Origin of the sequence: uncultured Limosilactobacillus sp. (genome assembly GCF_934202235.1) — a bacterium.
GTDB lineage: Bacteria > Bacillota > Bacilli > Lactobacillales > Lactobacillaceae > Limosilactobacillus.
The window spans coordinates 1-18,560 of record NZ_CAKPXS010000035.1 but is presented as its reverse complement, the minus strand read 5'-3'; the positions used below and the strand labels follow the sequence as shown (position 1 = coordinate 18,560).

Here is an 18,560-nt window from a genome sequence, read left to right as displayed (position 1 = left end):
TTATAATCCCGTTTATGCTTACTTTGCTAATGTTACCGTTATTAGTCGGTCAGTGGCACAGTGGAACAAGATCACGGAGCAAACCGTCAGTCAAACGGACAATGCTTACTTCGTTGATATCAACCACCTATTGTCATATGGCCAGTATAAAACCAGTAAGCAGCGGCAGCAACTGGTCGAAGAAGGCCAAAAAAATGGCACCAACACGTTGAACCAAAAGCAAGTTATTGCCATTCAAAAACACGATAAGAAGAACCTTAACCAGTATATTTCACCCGCGGATAATTTCCATCCGAACCACAAGGGCTACGAAGAAATCGCAAACAAACTCTTTGCATCAATGAAGAAACACAATGCCTGGCTATACCAAACAAAAAGGAGCTCGCAACGTTGAAGAAAGAGAGTCTTAAAAAAACAAACTGGTGGAAGTGGGCATTTATTACCCTTGCGGCGGTTATTATTATTGCTACCGCAACCTTTCTCCACGCGGCAAGTGCACCAGTACCACAAACAACAACTGGGCAGTCCGCCTATGCCAAAACTGATAATTCGGTACAGATTGACCTAACTCGTCAACAATTGAATGCCTTATCCGCCAACTACCTTGCCCAGTTTCTCCAACAAAGTAAAATCAAGTATCGCTTTATTGTTGGCCCCAAATACGCAACCGTTATCGGCAAGACCAAGTTCCTAGGGTCAACCATCCAGTTTTCACTGAACTTGATTCCCCAGCGGCTAGCCAATGGTAACGTGTTATTAAAAGCGGCAGGACTAAATGTTGGCCGTTTAAACGTCCCAGTCGGGTTTGTGATGGGCTTTATCGCTAAACAGTATAAGTTACCGAACTGGGTGGTCGTTAACGCCAAAAAACACACCATTCTTCTTGACTTAAACAAGTACAGCCGTCATAAACAACTTCATTATTCAATGGCAAAAATTGATATGGCTAATGGCCGTTTCCAGATGAAGCTCTCCATTCCCAATAATACTAAGGAGATCCCTAATGTTCCGTGATAGCTTTTATCATTTTCTGATGACTCAGCGACAACCAGATAACCCAACGCCGGTTGAACAATTTGCCAACAACGCTTTTTTGGATACTGCCTTTCCAAAGCAGTCCCAAGACTTTGACGAAATCTCGCATTATTTAGAAGAGAACGCTGATTATCTACCAACGATGACTATTTTTGATTCTGCTTGGCAAATGTATCTTGATAAGATGAACTAGGAGGTTATAATATGCCAATCATCCAATGGTTCCCTGGCCATATGGCAAAAGCTTTACGGCTGATTCGCGAGCAAATGTCGACCGTCGATATTGTCTTTGAGTTGGTGGATGCCCGTTTGCCATACTCCTCGCAAAATCCTGAGGTAGCAGCAGCGGCGGGGAAGAAGCCCCGCTTACTAATACTGACGAAGGCCGACCTTGCAGATCCAACGACGACGCAGCAATGGTTGCAATACTTCCGTGACCACCAGCAACCTGCAATTGCGCTGGATTCACGGGCCGGCAACATTAAAAAACAAGTGACTGCCCAGGCAAAACAAATCCTGGCTGAAAAGTTGGCGGCTGAACAAGCCAAAGGAATGAGAAAACGGGCAATTCGTGCCATGTGTGTCGGGGTGCCCAACGTTGGCAAGTCAACTTTTCTTAACCACCTCGTTGGCAAAAACGTTGCTGCTACTGGCAACCGTCCCGGGATCACTACTGGTCAACAGTGGTTACGCTCTTCCGCTGACCTAGAGTTACTGGATACCCCCGGGGTTCTCTGGCCAAAGTTTGCGACCCAGAAGCAGGGAACACAGCTCGCTGCAACGGGTGCCATTAAGGATGGTATCTATGCGGTCGACGACGTTGCTCTTTTTGCGTTAGACTACCTTCGTCAATCTCACAAAGCGGCCTTGGCAAGCCGTTACCACCTGAAAGAGAACGAACTGGACCCCACTGTGACTGGTCCCGACCTCCTAATGACCATTACTGCTAAAATGGGATTCCGTGATGATTATGAGCGGGGGAGTGAGCGACTACTCCGTGAACTGCGCAAGGGAAAGTTTGGTCGCTGTACCTTAGAAACCCCGGTTGAGATTGAGGAAAACAATGACTAAGCAATTGACCGTCAAGGAAGTTCGTCAGCTTTTTTCGACAGTGCAAACTACTGATGACCAGTTATTTAGCTCTTATGCTAATGACCCGCGTAGTGGGGTGCAAAAAATCTTGGTGCAAACGCGACGGCGCTTAGTTCGCCAGGCAGCGGCCCGGGAGGACTTTGCCAAGCGCTTCCACTTTGAAAAACAGTTGTGGCAAGCGGGATGCCGCTATGTTGCCGGAATTGATGAAGTTGGTCGCGGGCCCCTCGCCGGGCCGGTTGTCACTTGTGCGGTAATTTTAGATGACCGCTTTGACTTGGTTGGCGTGACTGATTCCAAACAGTTAACCCAGCACGAACGCGAGCAACTTTACTTAAAGATTGTCGATGAAGCAGTTGAGATTAGCATTGCTGTCAACGACGCTCCGACAATTGACCGCTTAAACATCTATGCGGCGACTCAGCAAGCGATGATTCGTGCAGTTAACCAACTTCATCACCGTCCCGCGCATTTGATCGTTGATGCTGTTCCGCTGAAAATTGACCTGCCACAGACCACCCTCATCAAGGGGGATCAAAAGAGTATCAGCGTTGCGGCGGCAAGTATTGTTGCTAAAGAATACCGCGACCATTTGATGAAGGACTATGACCGCATCTACCCGGGATACGACTTGGTAGAAAATATGGGTTACGGAACGGCTAAGCACTTGGCCGGTTTGGCGAAGCTTGGTGCAACACCGATTCACCGCCGTTCTTTTTCGCCGGTTGCAAAAGTAATTAATCAAAAATAAAAGATATAAATTCCTCCCCGTTTCCGTATCTTAATTATAGGGACACCTAAGGAGGAATTTTTTTGATTTCACAAAAGCAACAAGAACGTGACTTTATTATCCGACTAGCAATCGTTGAAAAACTAGGACCGGTAAGTAGGTTTAAGCTTTGGCAAATGGCTCATAAAACTGGAATATTTGATTTTACGAAGTTATTTCAGCAATGTAGTGTCAGACCACGAATTACCAAGATTGTTGAAGAACAGTGTCAACGCATTGAATTTGACCTGACATTCGAATACTTCCGCCATTCATATCCGTTTCTGACAATCATTGACGACGATTATCCGCCACTGTTAAAAGAAACAGCTTGTCCGCCGATTCTAATTTATTATTACGGTTCACCATCCATCCTTAAGAACAAAACATTGGCAGTCGTCGGCTCGAGACGGATGACGAAATATGGCAAAAGAGTTATTAATGCATTGATCCCGCCAGTGGTTAATGCTGGTATAACAATTGTCAGCGGGTTGGCACGCGGTGTTGATTCAACTGCCCAACGAGTGGCATTAGAATGTGGTGGTCAGGTTGTTGGCGTTATTGGCTGTGGGATCACCCAGGCCTATCCCAAAGAGAACCGTGATTTACAAGACGAGATTATGCGGGCGGGATTATTGTTAAGTGAGTACCCAATTGGGACCCCACCTTATCCGCACCATTTTCCAGAACGCAACCGAATTATTGCCGGGGTTTGTCATACCTGTCTTGTTGTAGAAAGCGCGAAAAAGAGTGGGACATTAATTACTGCCAATATTGCTTTGCGGGAAAATCGGAATGTTTGTGCTGTTCCCGGACCAATCGATGTTCCATCTTCTGTTGGTAGCAACGAATTGATTGAAATTGGTGCTCGTCCAATTCTCAAACCAGTCGATTTACTTGACGAATTAGATATTTAATACTCTTCTGGCGTTTCTTATCTGGACCCATATATAGTAGAAACTAGTTTGACATTATTTGAACAATGCAATATCCTGTTTCATGAGTCCCTTGGTAACTCCTCAGGGGTTAACCAAGACAATTTGATTTGATGAGGAGCCTTTCAATGGCAGCCAGTAAAACTAAGAAAAGTCGTAAAAGAAAAAGTAATACCCGTAAGTTAGTGATTGTTGAATCACCATCCAAGGCTAAAACAATTGGCAAGTATCTCGGTCGCACCTACAAAGTTGTCGCTAGTTTAGGCCACGTCCGTGACTTGCCAAAAAGTCGGATGGGGGTTGATGTTGAGCATGACTATCAACCGGAATACATTTCGATTCGTGGTAAGGGCCCGGTTATTAAAGAATTGCGTGCTGATGCGAAAAACGCCAAAGCTGTTTATCTTGCATCAGACCCTGACCGGGAAGGGGAGGCCATTGCCTGGCACGTCTCTAACTTGCTGAAGCTTGATCCCGCGGAAAAGAACCGGGTAACCTTTAACGAAATCACTAAGGATGCCGTTAAGGAGTCATTTAAGCAACCACGGACAATCAACATGGACTTGGTGGATGCGCAACAGGCACGACGGGTTTTGGACCGCTTGGTGGGTTATTCCATCAGCCCAATTCTTTGGAAAAAGGTGAAGCGTGGTTTAAGTGCCGGTCGTGTCCAATCTGTCGCCCTAAACCTTATCATCCAGCGGGAAAACGAGATCCGGAACTTCAAGCCTGAAGAATACTGGACAATTGACACAGAATTTGTCAAAGATAATGAAGAATTTGCCGCCAGCTTTTACGGGATGGACGGGAAGAAGGTTAAGTTAAAGAATAACCAGGATGTCCAGCGGGTGTTAGGCCGCCTCGACCGGGCAGCTGATTTCGACGTCGTGGCCGTCAACCGGAAAGAACGTCGGCGGATGCCACAGCCACCGTTTACGACGTCCACGCTACAACAGGCAGCTAACCGCCGACTGAACTTCCGGACACGGAAAACGATGATGGCTGCTCAGCAACTGTACGAAGGAATCGACATTGGTAAGGGGGCAGCCGTCGGGCTGATCACCTATATGCGGACGGACTCCACTCGGATCGCGTCTGTTGCTAAACACGCGACTTCACAGTTTATCCATGATCACTACGGTGCCGAATATGCTGCTACCAAACCAGTCAAGGGTAAGTTGCAAGAAGGGGCACAGGATGCTCACGAAGCAATCCGGCCAACAGCGGTGACCCGGACTCCGGCCGCAATGAAAAAGTATCTAACCAACGATCAGTACAAGCTCTATAACCTTATCTGGTCGCGCTTTGTCGCCAGTCAAATGACTCCGCAGATCATTGACACAATGAGCGTTAAGATTGTCCAAAATAACGTTGAGTTTCGGGCTAATGGTTCGAAAGTTAAGTTTCCTGGCTTTACCAAGGTTTATCACCAAGGGAAGGAAAAAGATAATCTCTTACCAGACCTACAGGTTGATGACCGTGTTCAATTGGTCAAGGATAATCCTGCTCAGCACTTCACCCAGCCACCAGCACGGTACACCGAAGCCGCTCTGGTTCATACGTTGGAAGCTAATGGTGTTGGTCGTCCATCAACTTATGCGCCAACGCTTGACACCATTCAGCGGCGTTACTATGTCCGGGAAGTTAGTCGGCACTTTGAACCAACAGAGCTTGGTGAAATTGTCAACAAAATTATTGAAAAGCAATTTCCAGAAATTGTCGACGTTAAGTTCACTGCTGACGTCGAAGAGCACCTTGACCAAATTGAAGAAGGCAAGCGGAACTGGGTTGAAGTGGTCGATCAATTCTTCCAACCGTTTGAAAAAGAGGTCAGTGCGGCAGAACAGCAAGTGGATAAAATTGAAATGCGTGATCAGCTTGCCGGCATGAATTGTGATATTTGTGGTGCCCCGATGGTGATTAAGATGGGGCGGTACGGTAAGTTTTATGCCTGTTCACGTTTTCCGAAGTGTCGCAATACTAAGGCAATCGTTAAGGATACCGGGATTCCTTGTCCAAAGTGCGGTAAAGGAACGGTAGTCGAACGCAAGTCAAAACGAAACCGCATCTTTTATGGTTGCTCGCGTTACCCAGATTGTGACTTTGTTTCATGGGATAAACCGATTGGTCGTTCCTGCCCGAAGGATGGTCACTTCCTTGTTGAAAAGAAACTTAAGGGTGGCAAGCAGGTTGTTTGTCCAAATGGTGACTACAAAGAACCAGTCCAAAAATAGTCATTTGGGTCCTGCTTTCTGCTGAAAGGAGGGCTTTTTTGTCTAAACATCCTACTATCAACGAATTAGTTGAGCATTCGTCATTGAGTAAAAGTGAGCAACAACAGCTACTGAAGACGGCTCAGCAATTTCAGCAATTTTACGAGGTAACTGGTAGTTTTCCAGGATGGCAGCACTTGACAAGTAACGAGCTAGCTGTTTTCGTAGAAAGCCTTAATCAATCCGGTCAACCGCAAACGACCATTAACCAAACGGTTACCCGGTTGGCCCAACTAGGTAACTTGTTAGTCGCTAACCAGCAACTAACCGCCAACCCACTGACTTTGGCTGCACTCTATGTCAATTATCTGAAAAGCGAACGGCGTTATTCAACGGAGACGATGATTGCGTATCACGAGGACCTCAAAGCTTTTCAGCAGTTTCTTGATCAAAATGGAGGCTTTCATGGGTGGACGGCGGTAGATCGTCTAGACGTGCAAGTTTACCTGACGCAGCTCCATGACCAGCAAGACGCCGAAACTACCATTTCACGGAAGGTTTCAAGTCTCCGTTCTTTCTTTAACTTTCTCATTTTGAACCACCTGGCAACGAAAAACCCATTTGATGACGTACAAATAAAAAAGCATCCCCGCTCATTGCCACGGTATTTCTACGAACCGGAAATGACTGCCCTTTTCAAGGCGGCAGATGGCGAAGGGAAACCGTTGGATTATCGTAACCGGGCAGTCTTAGAAATCCTCTACGATACAGGCATGCGGGTTAGTGAGTGCGCCAAATTAACGTTGCCTCAAATCGACAACGACGTCAAAATGATCTTGGTGGAAGGAAAGGGCGGCAAACAGCGCTACGTTCCGTTCGGCCACTTTGTGACCCAGGCACTCAATAACTACTATCATTACTGCCGTACACCGTTAATGGATAAGTACCATCTGGATCACCAATACGTTTTTATCAATAACCGCGGTAAACCGATCACTAGTGGCGGCATTGAATACCTCCTGAAACAGGTCATGAAACGCAGTACACTGACCGGAACTATTCATCCCCACATGTTACGGCACTCATTTGCGACCCATTTGTTAGACCGGGGTGCAGATATCCGCAGTGTTCAGGCATTATTAGGACACTCCAGTCTTAGCACAACACAAATTTATACCCATGTTACTAAGGAAAACCTGCAAAAAAATTACCGGCAATTTTTCCCACGGGCCCAAGAAGGAGGCAATCTTCATGATCACGATCAGAAATGAACAATTAACTGTTAAAATCAACCAACTTGGCGCTGAACTGCATAGCATCAAAAAAGCAGGTAGCTTCCATGAATACTTGTGGCAAGGTGATCCCGCTAGTTGGAATCGCCAGGCGCCGATTCTCTTTCCATTTGTTGGCCGGCTGAAAAACAATCAATATTATTTTGAAGGACGGACGTATCACCAAACTCAACATGGTTTTGCCCGAGATTGCCGGTTTGTAGTCGTCAAGCAATTTACCGACGAAGTATGGTTACGGTTAACTGATACGGCCAGCACCCGCTTAGTTTATCCGTTCCACTTCTCATTAACAGTTAAGTACAAGTTAGCAGGGGCACGATTGATGGTTTCATATCAAGTTATCAATCCAGACAATCAGCCCCTGCTGTATGCAATTGGCGCCCACCCGGGCTTCAACGTCCCGTTCAGCAACGACCTAGCATTTGAAAATGTTGATTTGACAGTGTCACCAGCAGCGGTGTACCCGCAAATTAAGCTCGTTGGTCCATACAATGACCTTCAACACCCTGTCTCACTTGACCTTAGTCATCCACACCAGCTCAGCCATCCGGATTTCAATGAGGATGCGTTAATTTTAGTAACAAATTACCAGCCACTAACGGTAACGTTAAGTGAACCATCAAGTGGCCATGGCGTCCATGTTCACCTGAACCAAACCCCGTTCGTTGGTATCTGGTCGTCGTATCCGCAAACCGGTAACTTTGTGTGTGTGGAACCATGGTGGGGAATTGCAGATAATCTCCACGCCGATGGCCAACTGATTCATAAAAATGTTATGCACCGGCTTACCGCTGGTCAAAAAAATAGTCATTCTTTTAGTATTGAACCATTCTAGACTCACAAAGCGATTCCAAAATGACTAGCTTAAAACAGGTGGTACAACAATGACCCCTAACGTTCTGGTAAAGCCGAACGCTAGGGGCCTTCTTGTTCTTTACTAACTCCCGGATCTCACGGAAGATAGTCAATTATGATCTATGATGATGTTTAAGATAGTAGAGCAAACCAAAATGCACGAGTGATTCGCGACCATGAATAATCCGGTTAATGTTGCTGCGGTGGCGCCACAGAACTAAGGCAGTTAGCAAGCCGGCAATAGTTGACAAGAAGACATCATGTTCAAAAAGGGCAATAACCAGTACGGATGTGATGCCAGTCATACTTGCGGCACTAGCCATACTAGTTAGTAAGAGAACGCCAACAAAAATTAATGCCGCCACCAGAAATAATGGTGGATTATATGCCAACAGGATCCCGGCACTGGTAGCGACAGCTTTGCCCCCGTGAAAATGATCAAAGAGCGAAAAACTGTGGCCTAGCGAAGCAAAGACGCCGATTAGTAGGGGGTTGATGGAGGAATGGAAGAAGTATGGCTGACTAGCAGCCAGTGTTCCCTTCAAAACATCCATGGCCAGCACAATCGTTCCCGCTTTCGCGCCAAGCTCCCGGAAGGCATTGGTTGTCCCAATATTACCGCTTCCCATTTTAGAAATATCTTTACCATACATCAATTCACCAACCCATAACCCGGAAGGGATTGAACCTAGTAGGTAAGCGATGATGATCATGAAGCCAATTTTCATAATAAACTCCTTTTCAATAACGGTTTTATCATATCATGCGCTCTCGGAGATAACCACTCTGGTTTGCGACTTACCAAAATATTGAGTAAAATAAATGAGTATGTCTGCCTTGTGCAAGCAGGGCAGTAACTTTCAGACCAATCAATTAGGGGGAATTGTTGTGAGCAAGTATGATGCCTCGTCAATTCACATTTTAAAGGGGCTTGAAGCGGTCAGAAAGCGGCCGGGTATGTACATCGGCTCTACTGACGCCCGTGGGCTTCACCACCTGGTTTATGAAATCGTTGATAACGCAGTCGACGAGGCGTTGTCGGGATTCGGTGACGAAATCTTAGTAACAATTGGTGCCGATAACTCCATTACCGTTCAAGACCACGGTCGTGGAATGCCGGTGGGCATGCATGCCAGTGGTAAACCAACCCCCGAAGTCATTATGACGGTCCTTCACGCTGGTGGAAAATTCGGCCAGGACGATGGCTACAAGACTTCTGGTGGTCTTCACGGGGTTGGTGCCTCAGTGGTCAATGCCTTATCGACTCACCTAACACTCACAATTGTTCGTGACCACGTCCGCTACCAGGAGAAATTCGCCAATGGCGGCCAGCCGGTTGGCACGCTGAAAAAGCTCGGTAAAACTCGGGACGGCAACGGAACAACGGTCAGCTTCAAACCAGACCCAACCATTTTTACGACCACTACTTTCGACTTTAATACCCTGGCGAAGCGCCTTCGTGAGTCTGCTTTCCTCTTAAAGGGAATTAAGATCGTCCTCGAAGATCAACGGCAAGGTCAGGAACAAACCCAGGTATACCAGTATAATGACGGGATCAAAGAATTTGTTGCCTACCTGAATGAAGATAAAGATGTAATAGGCAAAACGATGTACTTTGACGGCAAAGAAGACGGCGTGGAAGTCGAAGTCGCAGCTCAGTACAATGATGGTTATTCAGAAACGGTCCTCTCCTTTGTCAACAACGTTCGGACACCCGATGGGGGAACCCACGAAGCTGGTTTCCGTAGCGGTTGGACAAAGACCTTTAACGATTACGCCCGTAAAGTTGGTCTGCTCAAAAAACGGGACAAGAATCTGGAAGGTTCGGATGTCCGCGAAGGATTAACCGCGGTTATTTCCGTGCGAATTCCAGAACGGCTCCTTCAATTTGAAGGGCAAACGAAGGATAAGCTCGGCACCCCAGAGGCCCGGCGAATTGTCGATGCCATCGTCAGCGACCAGTTGTCCTACGAGTTAATGGAGAATGGTGACGAGGCACAAGACCTGATTCGCAAGGCATTGCGAGCACGTCAAGCACGAGTAGCCGCACGCAAAGCCCGTGACCTCTCCCGCGGCAAGCGGAAGGGCCGTAAAGAGCGTAACCTGTCCGGTAAATTAACCCCCGCTCAGTCCAAAAATGCTAAGAAAAATGAGCTCTTTCTGGTGGAAGGGGATTCTGCCGGCGGCTCCGCTAAGCAAGGGCGCGATCGTAAGTTTCAGGCGATTTTGCCCTTACGAGGCAAAGTGTTGAATACTGAAAAAGCAAAGCTGGACGACGTTTTAAAGAATGAGGAACTCAACACCATTATCTACACGGTCGGCGCGGGAGCAGGTGCTGATTTCAATATTAAAGATGCTAATTATGACAAAATCATTATTATGACTGATGCGGACGATGACGGCGCGCACATTCAAATCCTGCTGCTGACTTTCTTTTACAAGTACATGCGGCCAATGATTGAGGCCGGTCGGGTCTACATTGCTCTGCCGCCACTGTACCGGTTGCAACGGGGCCGCGGTGATCACACAACCATCCAATATGCCTGGACTAACGAAGAACTGACTAAGCTCACCAGCCACGGCCACGGTGGTAGTTTGCAACGTTTCAAAGGTCTTGGTGAAATGAACGCCGACCAACTTTGGCAAACAACGATGAATCCTGCTTCCCGGACACTTATTCGGGTGCGGATTGAGGACGCTGCCGAAGCAGAAAAACGGATTACCACGCTGATGGGCGACAAGGTAGCACCACGAAGAAAGTGGATCGACAGTCACGTCCAATTTACCCTCAACGACGAGGAAAGTGACAAGCTAGTCGCCAATAAGGGGCGGTTGCAAAAGAAAAACCAATCATCACCAAAGCAATCCCATCCCCAGTCTGGCGGTAAAGATTTAACTGCCGAAAGTAACGGTCAACTGGACCTAGATTTATAAAAGAAGGGGGACGACAAACTTGACCACGGCAAAAATTAGGGAAGAAACACTTGAGCAGTTGATGGGCGACCGATTTGGCCGTTATTCTAAATCAATTATTCAAGAACGGGCCCTTCCGGATATTCGTGACGGGCTGAAACCAGTCCAGCGGCGAATTCTCTTCGCCATGAATAAGGACGGTAATACCTACGATAAGGGCTTTCGCAAGTCCGCTAAGTCCGTTGGGAACGTCATGGGTAATTTTCACCCCCATGGTGACAGTTCGATTTATGAAGCCCTGGTACGGATGAGCCAGGATTGGAAGCTGCGGGAACCATTAATTGAAATGCACGGGAATAACGGGTCAATGGACGGTGACCCCGCCGCTGCCATGCGTTATACAGAAGCCCGCCTTAGTAAAATCGCTGGGTTAATGCTCCAAGATATCGACAAAAACACTGTTGATATGACGTTAAACTTCGACGATACGGAAAAAGAACCGACAGTGCTGCCAGCACGTTTCCCTAACTTGCTGGTTAACGGTGCAACGGGGATCTCTGCTGGTTATGCTACCGAAATTCCCCCGCACAATTTAGCAGAAGTTATTGACGCACTGGACTACCTCTTAGACCATCCCCAAGCAACGTTGGATGATCTAATGAAATTTATCCCCGGGCCAGACTTTCCGACCGGCGGGATTGTCCAGGGACTAACAGGAATTAAAGAAGCCTACGAAAATGGGCGCGGAAGAATTGTTGTCCGCGCTAAAACAGAGATTGTTAACCTTCGTGGTGGCAAACAACAGATTAACATCAGTGAAATTCCTTATGAAGTCAACAAGGCTCAGCTAGTCAAACGGATAGACGACTTACGGATTAACCGGAAAGTCGAAGGGATCGCTGAAGTTCGTGACGAAACTGACCGGACCGGTCTGCGAATCGCGGTCGAACTAAAGCGAAACGTTGATGCCCAAGGAATTCTCAACTACCTGTTTAAAAATACTGACCTGCAGATCAACTACAACTTCAATATGGTTGCCATTGACGACATGCGACCGCAACGCGTCGGCTTAAAACGGTTTCTGAGTGCCTACCTGGCATTCCAAAAGGAGATTATTACCCGGCGGACCAAGTTTGAGTTGAACCGGGCCAATAAACGACTCCACATCGTTGAAGGGTTGATTAAGGCCCTTTCGATTTTGGACCAGGTAATTAAGACCATCCGCGCCAGCAAAAACCGGCGGGACGCAAAGCAGAATTTAGTATCCCAGTATGATTTCACTGACGACCAAGCTGAGGCTATCGTTACCTTGCAACTTTACCGGTTAACCAACACCGATGTAACTCAGCTAGAAAATGAGAAGCAGCAGTTGAGGTCGCAGATCAGTGAATACCACCAAATTTTGGAACAGCCAGCCAAGCTAAATGCTGTCTTGCGGCGCGAAATGCAGGCAGTGAAAAAGGCGTTTGGCACACCACGGCGCACAAAGATTGAAGCCCACGTTCAAAAGCTGACCGTTGCGACGACTGTGACCGTCCCGGATGAACAAGTGGTCGTTATGGTGTCACGATTTGGATACATCAAGCGGAGCAGTTTACGCTCCTTTAACGCTTCGGCGATTAACGATAACGGTTTGCGTGAAGACGATTACCCAATCCTGATCCAGGAAACCTCCACGCTTAACCACCTCTTCATGTTCACCAATCTTGGCAACCTTATTTACCGACCAGTTCACGAACTGGCGGACACAAGGTGGAAGGACATGGGCGAGCACCTCTCACAAACAGTCGGCCTCGCTGAAGACGAGATGATTATCCGGGCCTTTACGTTTGCAGATTTAAAACAGCAGGGCAGCTTCATCATGGCAACGACTGATGGGCAGGTTAAGCGAACCAGCTTCAGTGATTACAAACCTGGTTCGCGTTATAAGACCCACGCGACGAAGTATATCAAGCTGAAATCGGCTGATGCTGAGGTCGTCAACATTGAGTATTACGAACCAACGACCAAGAAGGAACAGTCAGTGGTTCTTGCCAGTCGTCAGGGGTATGCCCTCCGCTTTGACATTGCCGAGGTTTCACCAACTGGTGCCCGAACCGCGGGGGTTCGTGGCATTAACCTCAAAGAAGACGATGCCTTAAGCGCAATGACCATCGTCAATGATGAGTCACTGCTTGCCGTCGTGACCCAACGAGGAGCTTTCAAGTTAATGAAGGCCAATGAATTAGAACTCGGTTCACGGGCGCGCCGGGGGAACCTGATTCTTCGTCGTTTAAAGAAGAATCCGCACGAAGTCGCCGGCTTAACTTCGTATCCAGCAGACTATGATGGAAAGTTAGAAATCATTACCGACCGTCCGCAAATCGTTGAAGTAGCTGTTGCTGACCACCACGTCAGTGTTGCTCAGTCTAATGGAATGTTTGTTGTGGATACTGATTCGCAGGGGACACCGGTTTGGATTCGCCGCCAGCTCACTGCTGTTGCCAGTGCTGAACAGCCGGCAAAATAATTGATTGCGAATGTGAATTTTGTGATAAAATGAGGATACGATGAAATTTTGGCAGGAAAGACCTGCTATTCTTCAAGGGGGAACTTGCAAGATGAGTAAGGAACTAGTATTTGGGCACCAAAGTCCTGACACAGATGCAATTACGGCAGCGATGGCTTATTCGTACTACCAAAACCAACTGGGGTATGAAACTGAGGCCGTTGCCCTTGGTGAACCAAATGATGAAACCAAGTATGCATTAGACCACTTTAACATGAAGGCACCACGGGTCGTAAAGACCGTTGCGAACGAAGTAGACAAGGTGATGCTGGTTGACCACAACGAACCACAGCAAAGTGCACCTGATATTGATAAGGTCACCGTTACTCACGTTGTTGACCACCACCGGATTGCTAACTTTAATACTGCTCAACCGCTGTATTACACCGCCCGTCCTTACGGGTGTGTTAGCACCATTTTGACTGAAATGTTCCAACAAAAGCACATCGATATTCCGGCTAACCTGGCCGGTATGATGCTGTCCGCAATCATTTCAGACACCTTACTGCTGAAGTCACCAACGACGACGGACCACGATCGCGAAGCTGTTAAGTACCTGGCGAAGGTCGCTAACGTGGATTATGAGGAATACGGTTTGGCGATGCTCAAGGCCGGCACTAACATTGCAAAGCGTACTGACATGGATATCGTTGAAGGCGATGCTAAGTCCTTTACTCTTGGTGGCAAGAGCGTTCGTATCGGTCAAGTTAATACAGTGGACCTCGACGATGTCTTTGCTCGTCAGGCGGACCTCGAAAAGACGATGCACAGTGAAATGGACAAGAACAACTACGACCTGTTTATCCTGATTGTTACCAACATCTTAAACAGTGATTCTGACTTGCTGGTTACGGGTGAACCTACCGACGTGGTTGAAAAGGCCTTTGGTAAGAAGCTCAGTGATCAACACCGGATGAACCTGCCAGGAGTTGTTTCACGGAAGAAGCAAGTCGTTCCGCCATTGACGGACGCCTTTGAAGGTTAATCCCTAATTACATCAATTACCAAAAATACAGGGTGGCTAGTTATCGGCCATCCTGTGTTTTTTGTTGTGATTTCTTTTTATTTATTAGTGGCGGTGTCAGTCCTTACCTTGGATGATGCTCAAAACGCAAGTAAGGATAGGGCAGGGGTCACTTTACCTGACACAGCAATTCACTTATAATAACACATGTGTAAGAAAAGCGATTTGGGGTGATGATATGAAGGCAACTGCGGTAATTGAAGATTTTTCCGCCCTTGGTACCATCTCTTCTGTGGCAGCAATGGATGTTCTCCATGGAATGGGAATTACCACTGCTGTGTTGCCAGCAATGTTTTTATCATCATCAACTGAAGGGTTCGGCACTCCGGTCAAAATGACAGCAAGCAGCTGGTTGAGAACAACCTTTGCACACTGGCAAACGGTTAGCCACTTAGACCTGGATTCTGCACTCGTCGGTTATCTTGGTAAAACATCAGCAATTTCAGAAGTAGCTGCTCTTGCTACTCACAACCACTGGCAAACGTTGCTTGTTGATCCCGTGATGGGGGATAATGGTCGCTTGTATGACGGTTTTGGTCCTGATTACCCAGCACAAATGATGGAGCTAGTAAAATTGGCCACTGTAATAACACCTAATTGGACAGAATTACAACTTTTAATTGGGGAGAAACCAATTCAAAGCGACAAAAGTGACCAAGCGATCGCAAAGGCAGTGAATAAAATCCGGCAAGGGGGCTTGGGGGCCACCATTGTTGTGACAGGAATCCATCGCCGGGAGCAAATTGGTTCCTTGACCTTCCTGCCACATAAAACAATCCCGTTTTTTACCGGCAATCAACCATTTCCTGGCCACTTTTATGGTACCGGCGATACATTTTCGGCACTACTGGTTGGCTATCTTCAGCAAGGCTTATCAATGACTAGTGCCGTTAGCAAATCAACTGCAGCAATTCAAATTGCAGTCGCAGAAACGGCGAAGCTCTCCCCAGATGACCAGGACAGGGTTTACGGAATGAAAACCCGCCGCTTATTAAACTATTTAACAACTGATGAAAACCATCATGAAAGGCTTGATTAACGTTGCATCGAAATAATAACAATCTTCAAAAAACCGTTTTCGGGGCGCTACTGATTGCCATTAGTGTTGTGCTCGGGCGCCTCGTTTTGATTCCCATCCCGATGACTAAGGGAAATATTAACCTGTGCGACCTTGGGATCTTCATCGGCTCATTGTTACTGGGCCCCTGGTATGGTTTAGTCATTGGTGGTTTTAGTGGGATGCTCCTGGACTTATTTTCCGGATATACTCAGTACATGTTCTTTTCCTTCATTGCGCATGGACTAGAAGGCTTTGCTGCTGGATGGTTGTACCAAAAAACAAAAAGCAAAAGCTTAGCGCTCAGCATCGGTGTTTTGTTGATGGTAGCTAGTTACTTCCTTGCAGACTGGTACTTATCCAAAACATTGTTAACTGGACTATTGAGTATTGGAACAAACCTGATTCAGGGAATCGTTGGTGCAATTATCGCGGTCATGGTTGAGAGATTACTAGAAAAACGGCTGCATTTGTAATTAAAAATAATGGCTCCCACGGTGGTGGGGGTCTTCTTTTCTCACGGTCATTACTTCGAATAATATATATTATGTAAACTAGCAACCAAAAATCAACATAAGCAATGGCTCCCCATCGCCCTCTTTCAAAAATTAACTCTTTGCTTCGCTATTCTTATTAATCTAAACTAAGAGAAACCATTAACTTTATTTTCCAATTATAAGAGCCAGATAATACTTTGCTAAGAAATTGATAGAGTACTAGCTTTTCAACGATTGGTTAGCTACAATGAGAGTTGAAAAGGTCATGTGAGCGCTTTAATAGCATCACTAGCCTTATTACTATCTTTATTGGAAAGGATGAGCGGATATGATGTCAGCTCTTAGCAACTTCATTGCTGTTGTTAGTTTTATTGCGTTGGTAATCGCGTCGTTGGCATACCCAATGCTTCATCAATTCCATGTGCAACAGCACTAATTTATTGTCTACTTATCACTAGGTGTTGCTAACAGTTGTGAGACGTTGATTGTCAGTAACAAGTCACTATTAGAAAACCGCGCTTCTGTTTGAGGAGCGCGGTTTTCTAATGTTATGACGTGAATGAAGGACTAAGCGTATTCATGGGCCAATTTAGCACAAGCAGCCGCAACTATGGCGCCGAGCAGGTCATCCAAGAAGGTATTAACGTGTTGGTCATCCTCATCAAACTTTTTAATCACACCGTACTTAACTCGGTCCAGGTAACCAAAGTTGGTAGACCCAATTGTGCCGTAAATATTAGCAATTTGTAGTGCCAGGACTTCATCAACACCAAAAACTCCGGCGTCGTTACGGATAATCGACAGTAATGGCTCTTTCAGCCGCTTTTCTTCTGCGAGCCGATCGAGCTCTAGACCAACCATCACATTATTCATCAATTCTCGCTTGTGCATTTCGTTAACCAGCACCCGCTCACACTTATCTACGGTTAATTCGGGAATGTAATCAATTTCCATTTTGTGAACAATCTTTGCCAAATCATGAAGGGTAATGCCCCGTTGATTAAACTCGTTAATAATAAATTGGTAAGCTTTTGTGTCCGGGTACTTGAATTTTTTATTTTGCATGGTTAATCCCCCGTGTTTCTTAAATATTAAGTTAAAATTGTACGCCTCTTCCCCCTTTTTCGCCAATAGTTACTGTTATAATAATTTGCAGTACTCTTTTTTGAGAGAAGGTAATGAAAATCTTATATAAAGCAGCCTTAGTATTAGAAGGTGGTGCCTTGCGTGGACAGTATACCGCTGGCGTTGTCGACAGTTTTCTGGCAAACGGAATTGAGTTTGACTGCGTGGTTGGTGTTTCCGCTGGTGCCTTGTGTGGTGCCAACTTTGTTTCCAAACAGTTTGGCCGGGTCACTAACGTTAATACTGGTTATCGCCACCGTCGTGACTACATTTCCATGACCAGAATGCTGAAGAAGGAAAGCATTATCAACCTTGACTTCCTATTTGCTGACCATGGCTGGGACTGGCACCAGTTTGACGAACGAGCATATCAACGATCAGCATCTAATTTCATCATTGTTGCCACCTCATTAGCTACCGGGAAAGCAGTCACGTTTGAAAAGCCGACTGGTGACGATCTGATTACTGCATTAAAGGCATCTTCGTCGATCCCCTTTATTGGAGACCCCCAAAAAACGAGTAAGGGCGAATGCCTCGATGGCGGGGTGGCAGATTCGATTCCGTACGACCTCGCACTCAAAGAGGGATTTGACAAGATGGTAATTATCCGCACTAGGGACGTTAACTTCCGTAAAAAGCCTTCTTCCCACTTTGAAAAAATGATGTACCGGCGAGTTTACAAAGACTACCCGGCTTTTATTCAGACGGGGATCAATCGCCCGCTGGTTTACAACCAACAGGTCAGCGGTATTGCCAATTTGGTCGATTCTGGTAAGGCTTTGTGCATCGCCCCTCAGCACCCAGTTAAAGTGAGTCGACTTGAACATAACACGAAAAAGCTCACTGCACTTTACTTGCAAGGGAGAAAAGATGGCGATTCGCAAATAGCAGCCATTCGTCAATTCTTAGCTGATAAGGCCTATTAGTTACCCCAGAGGTCGGCAGCCACCTCTTTTAAGATTGCCTTTTTCTGGTGTAACTGGTAATGAGTTGTGTTCGCATAAGTCCGCTCATGATAAGTGCATCCCATTCTCTTGACCAGGAGCCGCATCATTTCTGATTGAATATGGGGAACAGATCCGTCTGTGCGATCGTTCTTCCCTTCCTTACTCCCCATGATATTGAATATTTCAGGTTGATTATGATGGTCTTTCATCAACTTGGCCCCACGAAGGAGCTGTTTAAAGTTACGGTCAGTACTCTTG

18 protein-coding genes are annotated in these 18,560 nt (G+C 46.5%); 15 read left to right on the top strand and 3 right to left on the bottom strand.

Annotated features, from left to right (window positions below; all coding sequences use genetic code 11):
- The 9 genes from Q0E49_RS05965 to Q0E49_RS05925 all read left to right on the top strand — a co-directional run.
- Positions 1–394: SGNH/GDSL hydrolase family protein (locus tag Q0E49_RS05965; RefSeq protein ID WP_366509543.1), on the top strand; the 394-nt coding region annotated here is incomplete at its 5' end.
- Positions 391–1,014, top strand: coding sequence for a YpmS family protein (locus tag Q0E49_RS05960; RefSeq protein WP_295747035.1), 624 nt, complete (start codon positions 391–393; stop codon positions 1,012–1,014). The genes Q0E49_RS05965 and Q0E49_RS05960, both read left to right, overlap by 4 nt.
- Positions 1,004–1,228, top strand: coding sequence for a YozE family protein (locus tag Q0E49_RS05955; RefSeq protein ID WP_295747033.1), 225 nt, complete (start codon positions 1,004–1,006; stop codon positions 1,226–1,228). Before Q0E49_RS05960 ends, Q0E49_RS05955 begins: the two co-directional genes overlap by 11 nt.
- An 11-nt stretch (positions 1,229–1,239) precedes the next feature.
- Positions 1,240–2,106 (top strand): ribosome biogenesis GTPase YlqF, encoded by an 867-nt coding sequence (ylqF, locus tag Q0E49_RS05950; protein ID WP_295747031.1) that lies wholly within the window; start codon positions 1,240–1,242, stop codon positions 2,104–2,106.
- On the top strand, positions 2,099–2,878 hold the full coding sequence (locus tag Q0E49_RS05945) for a ribonuclease HII (protein ID WP_295747029.1): 780 nt from the start codon (positions 2,099–2,101) through the stop codon (positions 2,876–2,878). Before ylqF ends, Q0E49_RS05945 begins: the two co-directional genes overlap by 8 nt.
- Before the next feature lie 62 nt (positions 2,879–2,940).
- Entirely contained in the window at positions 2,941–3,813 is an 873-nt protein-coding gene (dprA, locus tag Q0E49_RS05940; RefSeq protein ID WP_295747028.1) for a DNA-processing protein DprA, read from the top strand.
- A 146-nt stretch (positions 3,814–3,959) separates the two neighbouring features.
- Positions 3,960–6,065 carry a type I DNA topoisomerase gene (topA, locus tag Q0E49_RS05935; RefSeq protein WP_295747026.1) on the top strand — a complete coding sequence of 702 codons (2,106 nt, stop codon included), beginning with the start codon at positions 3,960–3,962 and terminating at the stop codon, positions 6,063–6,065.
- 317 nt (positions 6,066–6,382) lie between these two features.
- Positions 6,383–7,315 (top strand): tyrosine recombinase XerC, encoded by a 933-nt coding sequence (gene xerC / locus Q0E49_RS05930; protein ID WP_295747039.1) that lies wholly within the window; start codon positions 6,383–6,385, stop codon positions 7,313–7,315.
- Positions 7,296–8,171 (top strand): aldose 1-epimerase family protein, encoded by an 876-nt coding sequence (locus tag Q0E49_RS05925; RefSeq protein ID WP_295747024.1) that lies wholly within the window; start codon positions 7,296–7,298, stop codon positions 8,169–8,171. Before xerC ends, Q0E49_RS05925 begins: the two co-directional genes overlap by 20 nt.
- A gap of 133 nt (positions 8,172–8,304) precedes the next feature.
- On the opposite strand, the gene plsY is transcribed toward Q0E49_RS05925, so the two are convergent.
- On the bottom strand, positions 8,305–8,919 hold the full coding sequence (plsY, locus tag Q0E49_RS05920) for a glycerol-3-phosphate 1-O-acyltransferase PlsY (protein ID WP_295747022.1): 615 nt from the start codon (positions 8,917–8,919) through the stop codon (positions 8,305–8,307).
- Between the two features lie 160 nt (positions 8,920–9,079).
- Here plsY and parE point away from each other — a divergent pair, with 160 nt between their 5' ends.
- The 5 genes from parE (at position 9,080) to Q0E49_RS05895 (ending at position 16,209) form a co-directional block, all read left to right on the top strand.
- Positions 9,080–11,125, top strand: coding sequence for a DNA topoisomerase IV subunit B (parE, locus tag Q0E49_RS05915; RefSeq protein WP_295747020.1), 2,046 nt, complete (start codon positions 9,080–9,082; stop codon positions 11,123–11,125).
- 19 nt (positions 11,126–11,144) lie between these two features.
- On the top strand, positions 11,145–13,613 hold the full coding sequence (gene parC, locus Q0E49_RS05910) for a DNA topoisomerase IV subunit A (protein ID WP_295747018.1): 2,469 nt from the start codon (positions 11,145–11,147) through the stop codon (positions 13,611–13,613).
- 91 nt (positions 13,614–13,704) lie between these two features.
- A complete protein-coding gene (locus tag Q0E49_RS05905) occupies positions 13,705–14,637 on the top strand; it encodes a manganese-dependent inorganic pyrophosphatase (protein WP_295747016.1) in 933 nt (310 codons plus the stop codon).
- Between the two features lie 217 nt (positions 14,638–14,854).
- Entirely contained in the window at positions 14,855–15,715 is an 861-nt protein-coding gene (locus Q0E49_RS05900; RefSeq protein WP_295747014.1) for a bifunctional hydroxymethylpyrimidine kinase/phosphomethylpyrimidine kinase, read from the top strand.
- A gap of 2 nt (positions 15,716–15,717) precedes the next feature.
- The gene (locus Q0E49_RS05895; RefSeq protein WP_295747012.1) at positions 15,718–16,209 is read left to right on the top strand and encodes an ECF transporter S component; all 492 of its coding nucleotides are present in this window, start codon (positions 15,718–15,720) and stop codon (positions 16,207–16,209) included.
- 588 nt (positions 16,210–16,797) lie between these two features.
- Here Q0E49_RS05895 and Q0E49_RS05890 read toward each other — a convergent pair.
- Entirely contained in the window at positions 16,798–17,295 is a 498-nt protein-coding gene (locus tag Q0E49_RS05890; RefSeq protein WP_295747010.1) for a phosphatidylglycerophosphatase A, read from the bottom strand.
- Between the two features lie 119 nt (positions 17,296–17,414).
- Between Q0E49_RS05890 and Q0E49_RS05885 the strand changes: the two genes are divergently transcribed.
- Positions 17,415–18,281 carry a patatin family protein gene (locus Q0E49_RS05885; RefSeq protein ID WP_295747037.1) on the top strand — a complete coding sequence of 289 codons (867 nt, stop codon included), beginning with the start codon at positions 17,415–17,417 and terminating at the stop codon, positions 18,279–18,281.
- Here Q0E49_RS05885 and Q0E49_RS05880 read toward each other — a convergent pair.
- On the bottom strand, positions 18,278–18,560 hold a 283-nt coding region (locus tag Q0E49_RS05880; protein WP_295747008.1), incomplete at its 5' end, for an alpha/beta hydrolase. The two genes, Q0E49_RS05885 and Q0E49_RS05880, sit on opposite strands and share 4 nt — an antisense overlap.

Coding starts and splice junctions, on each gene's coding strand:
- Q0E49_RS05955 (WP_295747033.1), top strand. CDS start 1,004: ATGTTCCGTGATAGCTTTTATCATTTTCTGATGACTCAGCGACAACCA.
- ylqF (WP_295747031.1), top strand. CDS start 1,240: ATGCCAATCATCCAATGGTTCCCTGGCCATATGGCAAAAGCTTTACGG.
- Q0E49_RS05945 (WP_295747029.1), top strand. CDS start 2,099: ATGACTAAGCAATTGACCGTCAAGGAAGTTCGTCAGCTTTTTTCGACA.
- topA (WP_295747026.1), top strand. CDS start 3,960: ATGGCAGCCAGTAAAACTAAGAAAAGTCGTAAAAGAAAAAGTAATACC.
- Q0E49_RS05925 (WP_295747024.1), top strand. CDS start 7,296: ATGATCACGATCAGAAATGAACAATTAACTGTTAAAATCAACCAACTT.
- plsY (WP_295747022.1), bottom strand. CDS start 8,919: ATGAAAATTGGCTTCATGATCATCATCGCTTACCTACTAGGTTCAATC.
- Q0E49_RS05905 (WP_295747016.1), top strand. CDS start 13,705: ATGAGTAAGGAACTAGTATTTGGGCACCAAAGTCCTGACACAGATGCA.
- Q0E49_RS05900 (WP_295747014.1), top strand. CDS start 14,855: ATGAAGGCAACTGCGGTAATTGAAGATTTTTCCGCCCTTGGTACCATC.
- Q0E49_RS05890 (WP_295747010.1), bottom strand. CDS start 17,295: ATGCAAAATAAAAAATTCAAGTACCCGGACACAAAAGCTTACCAATTT.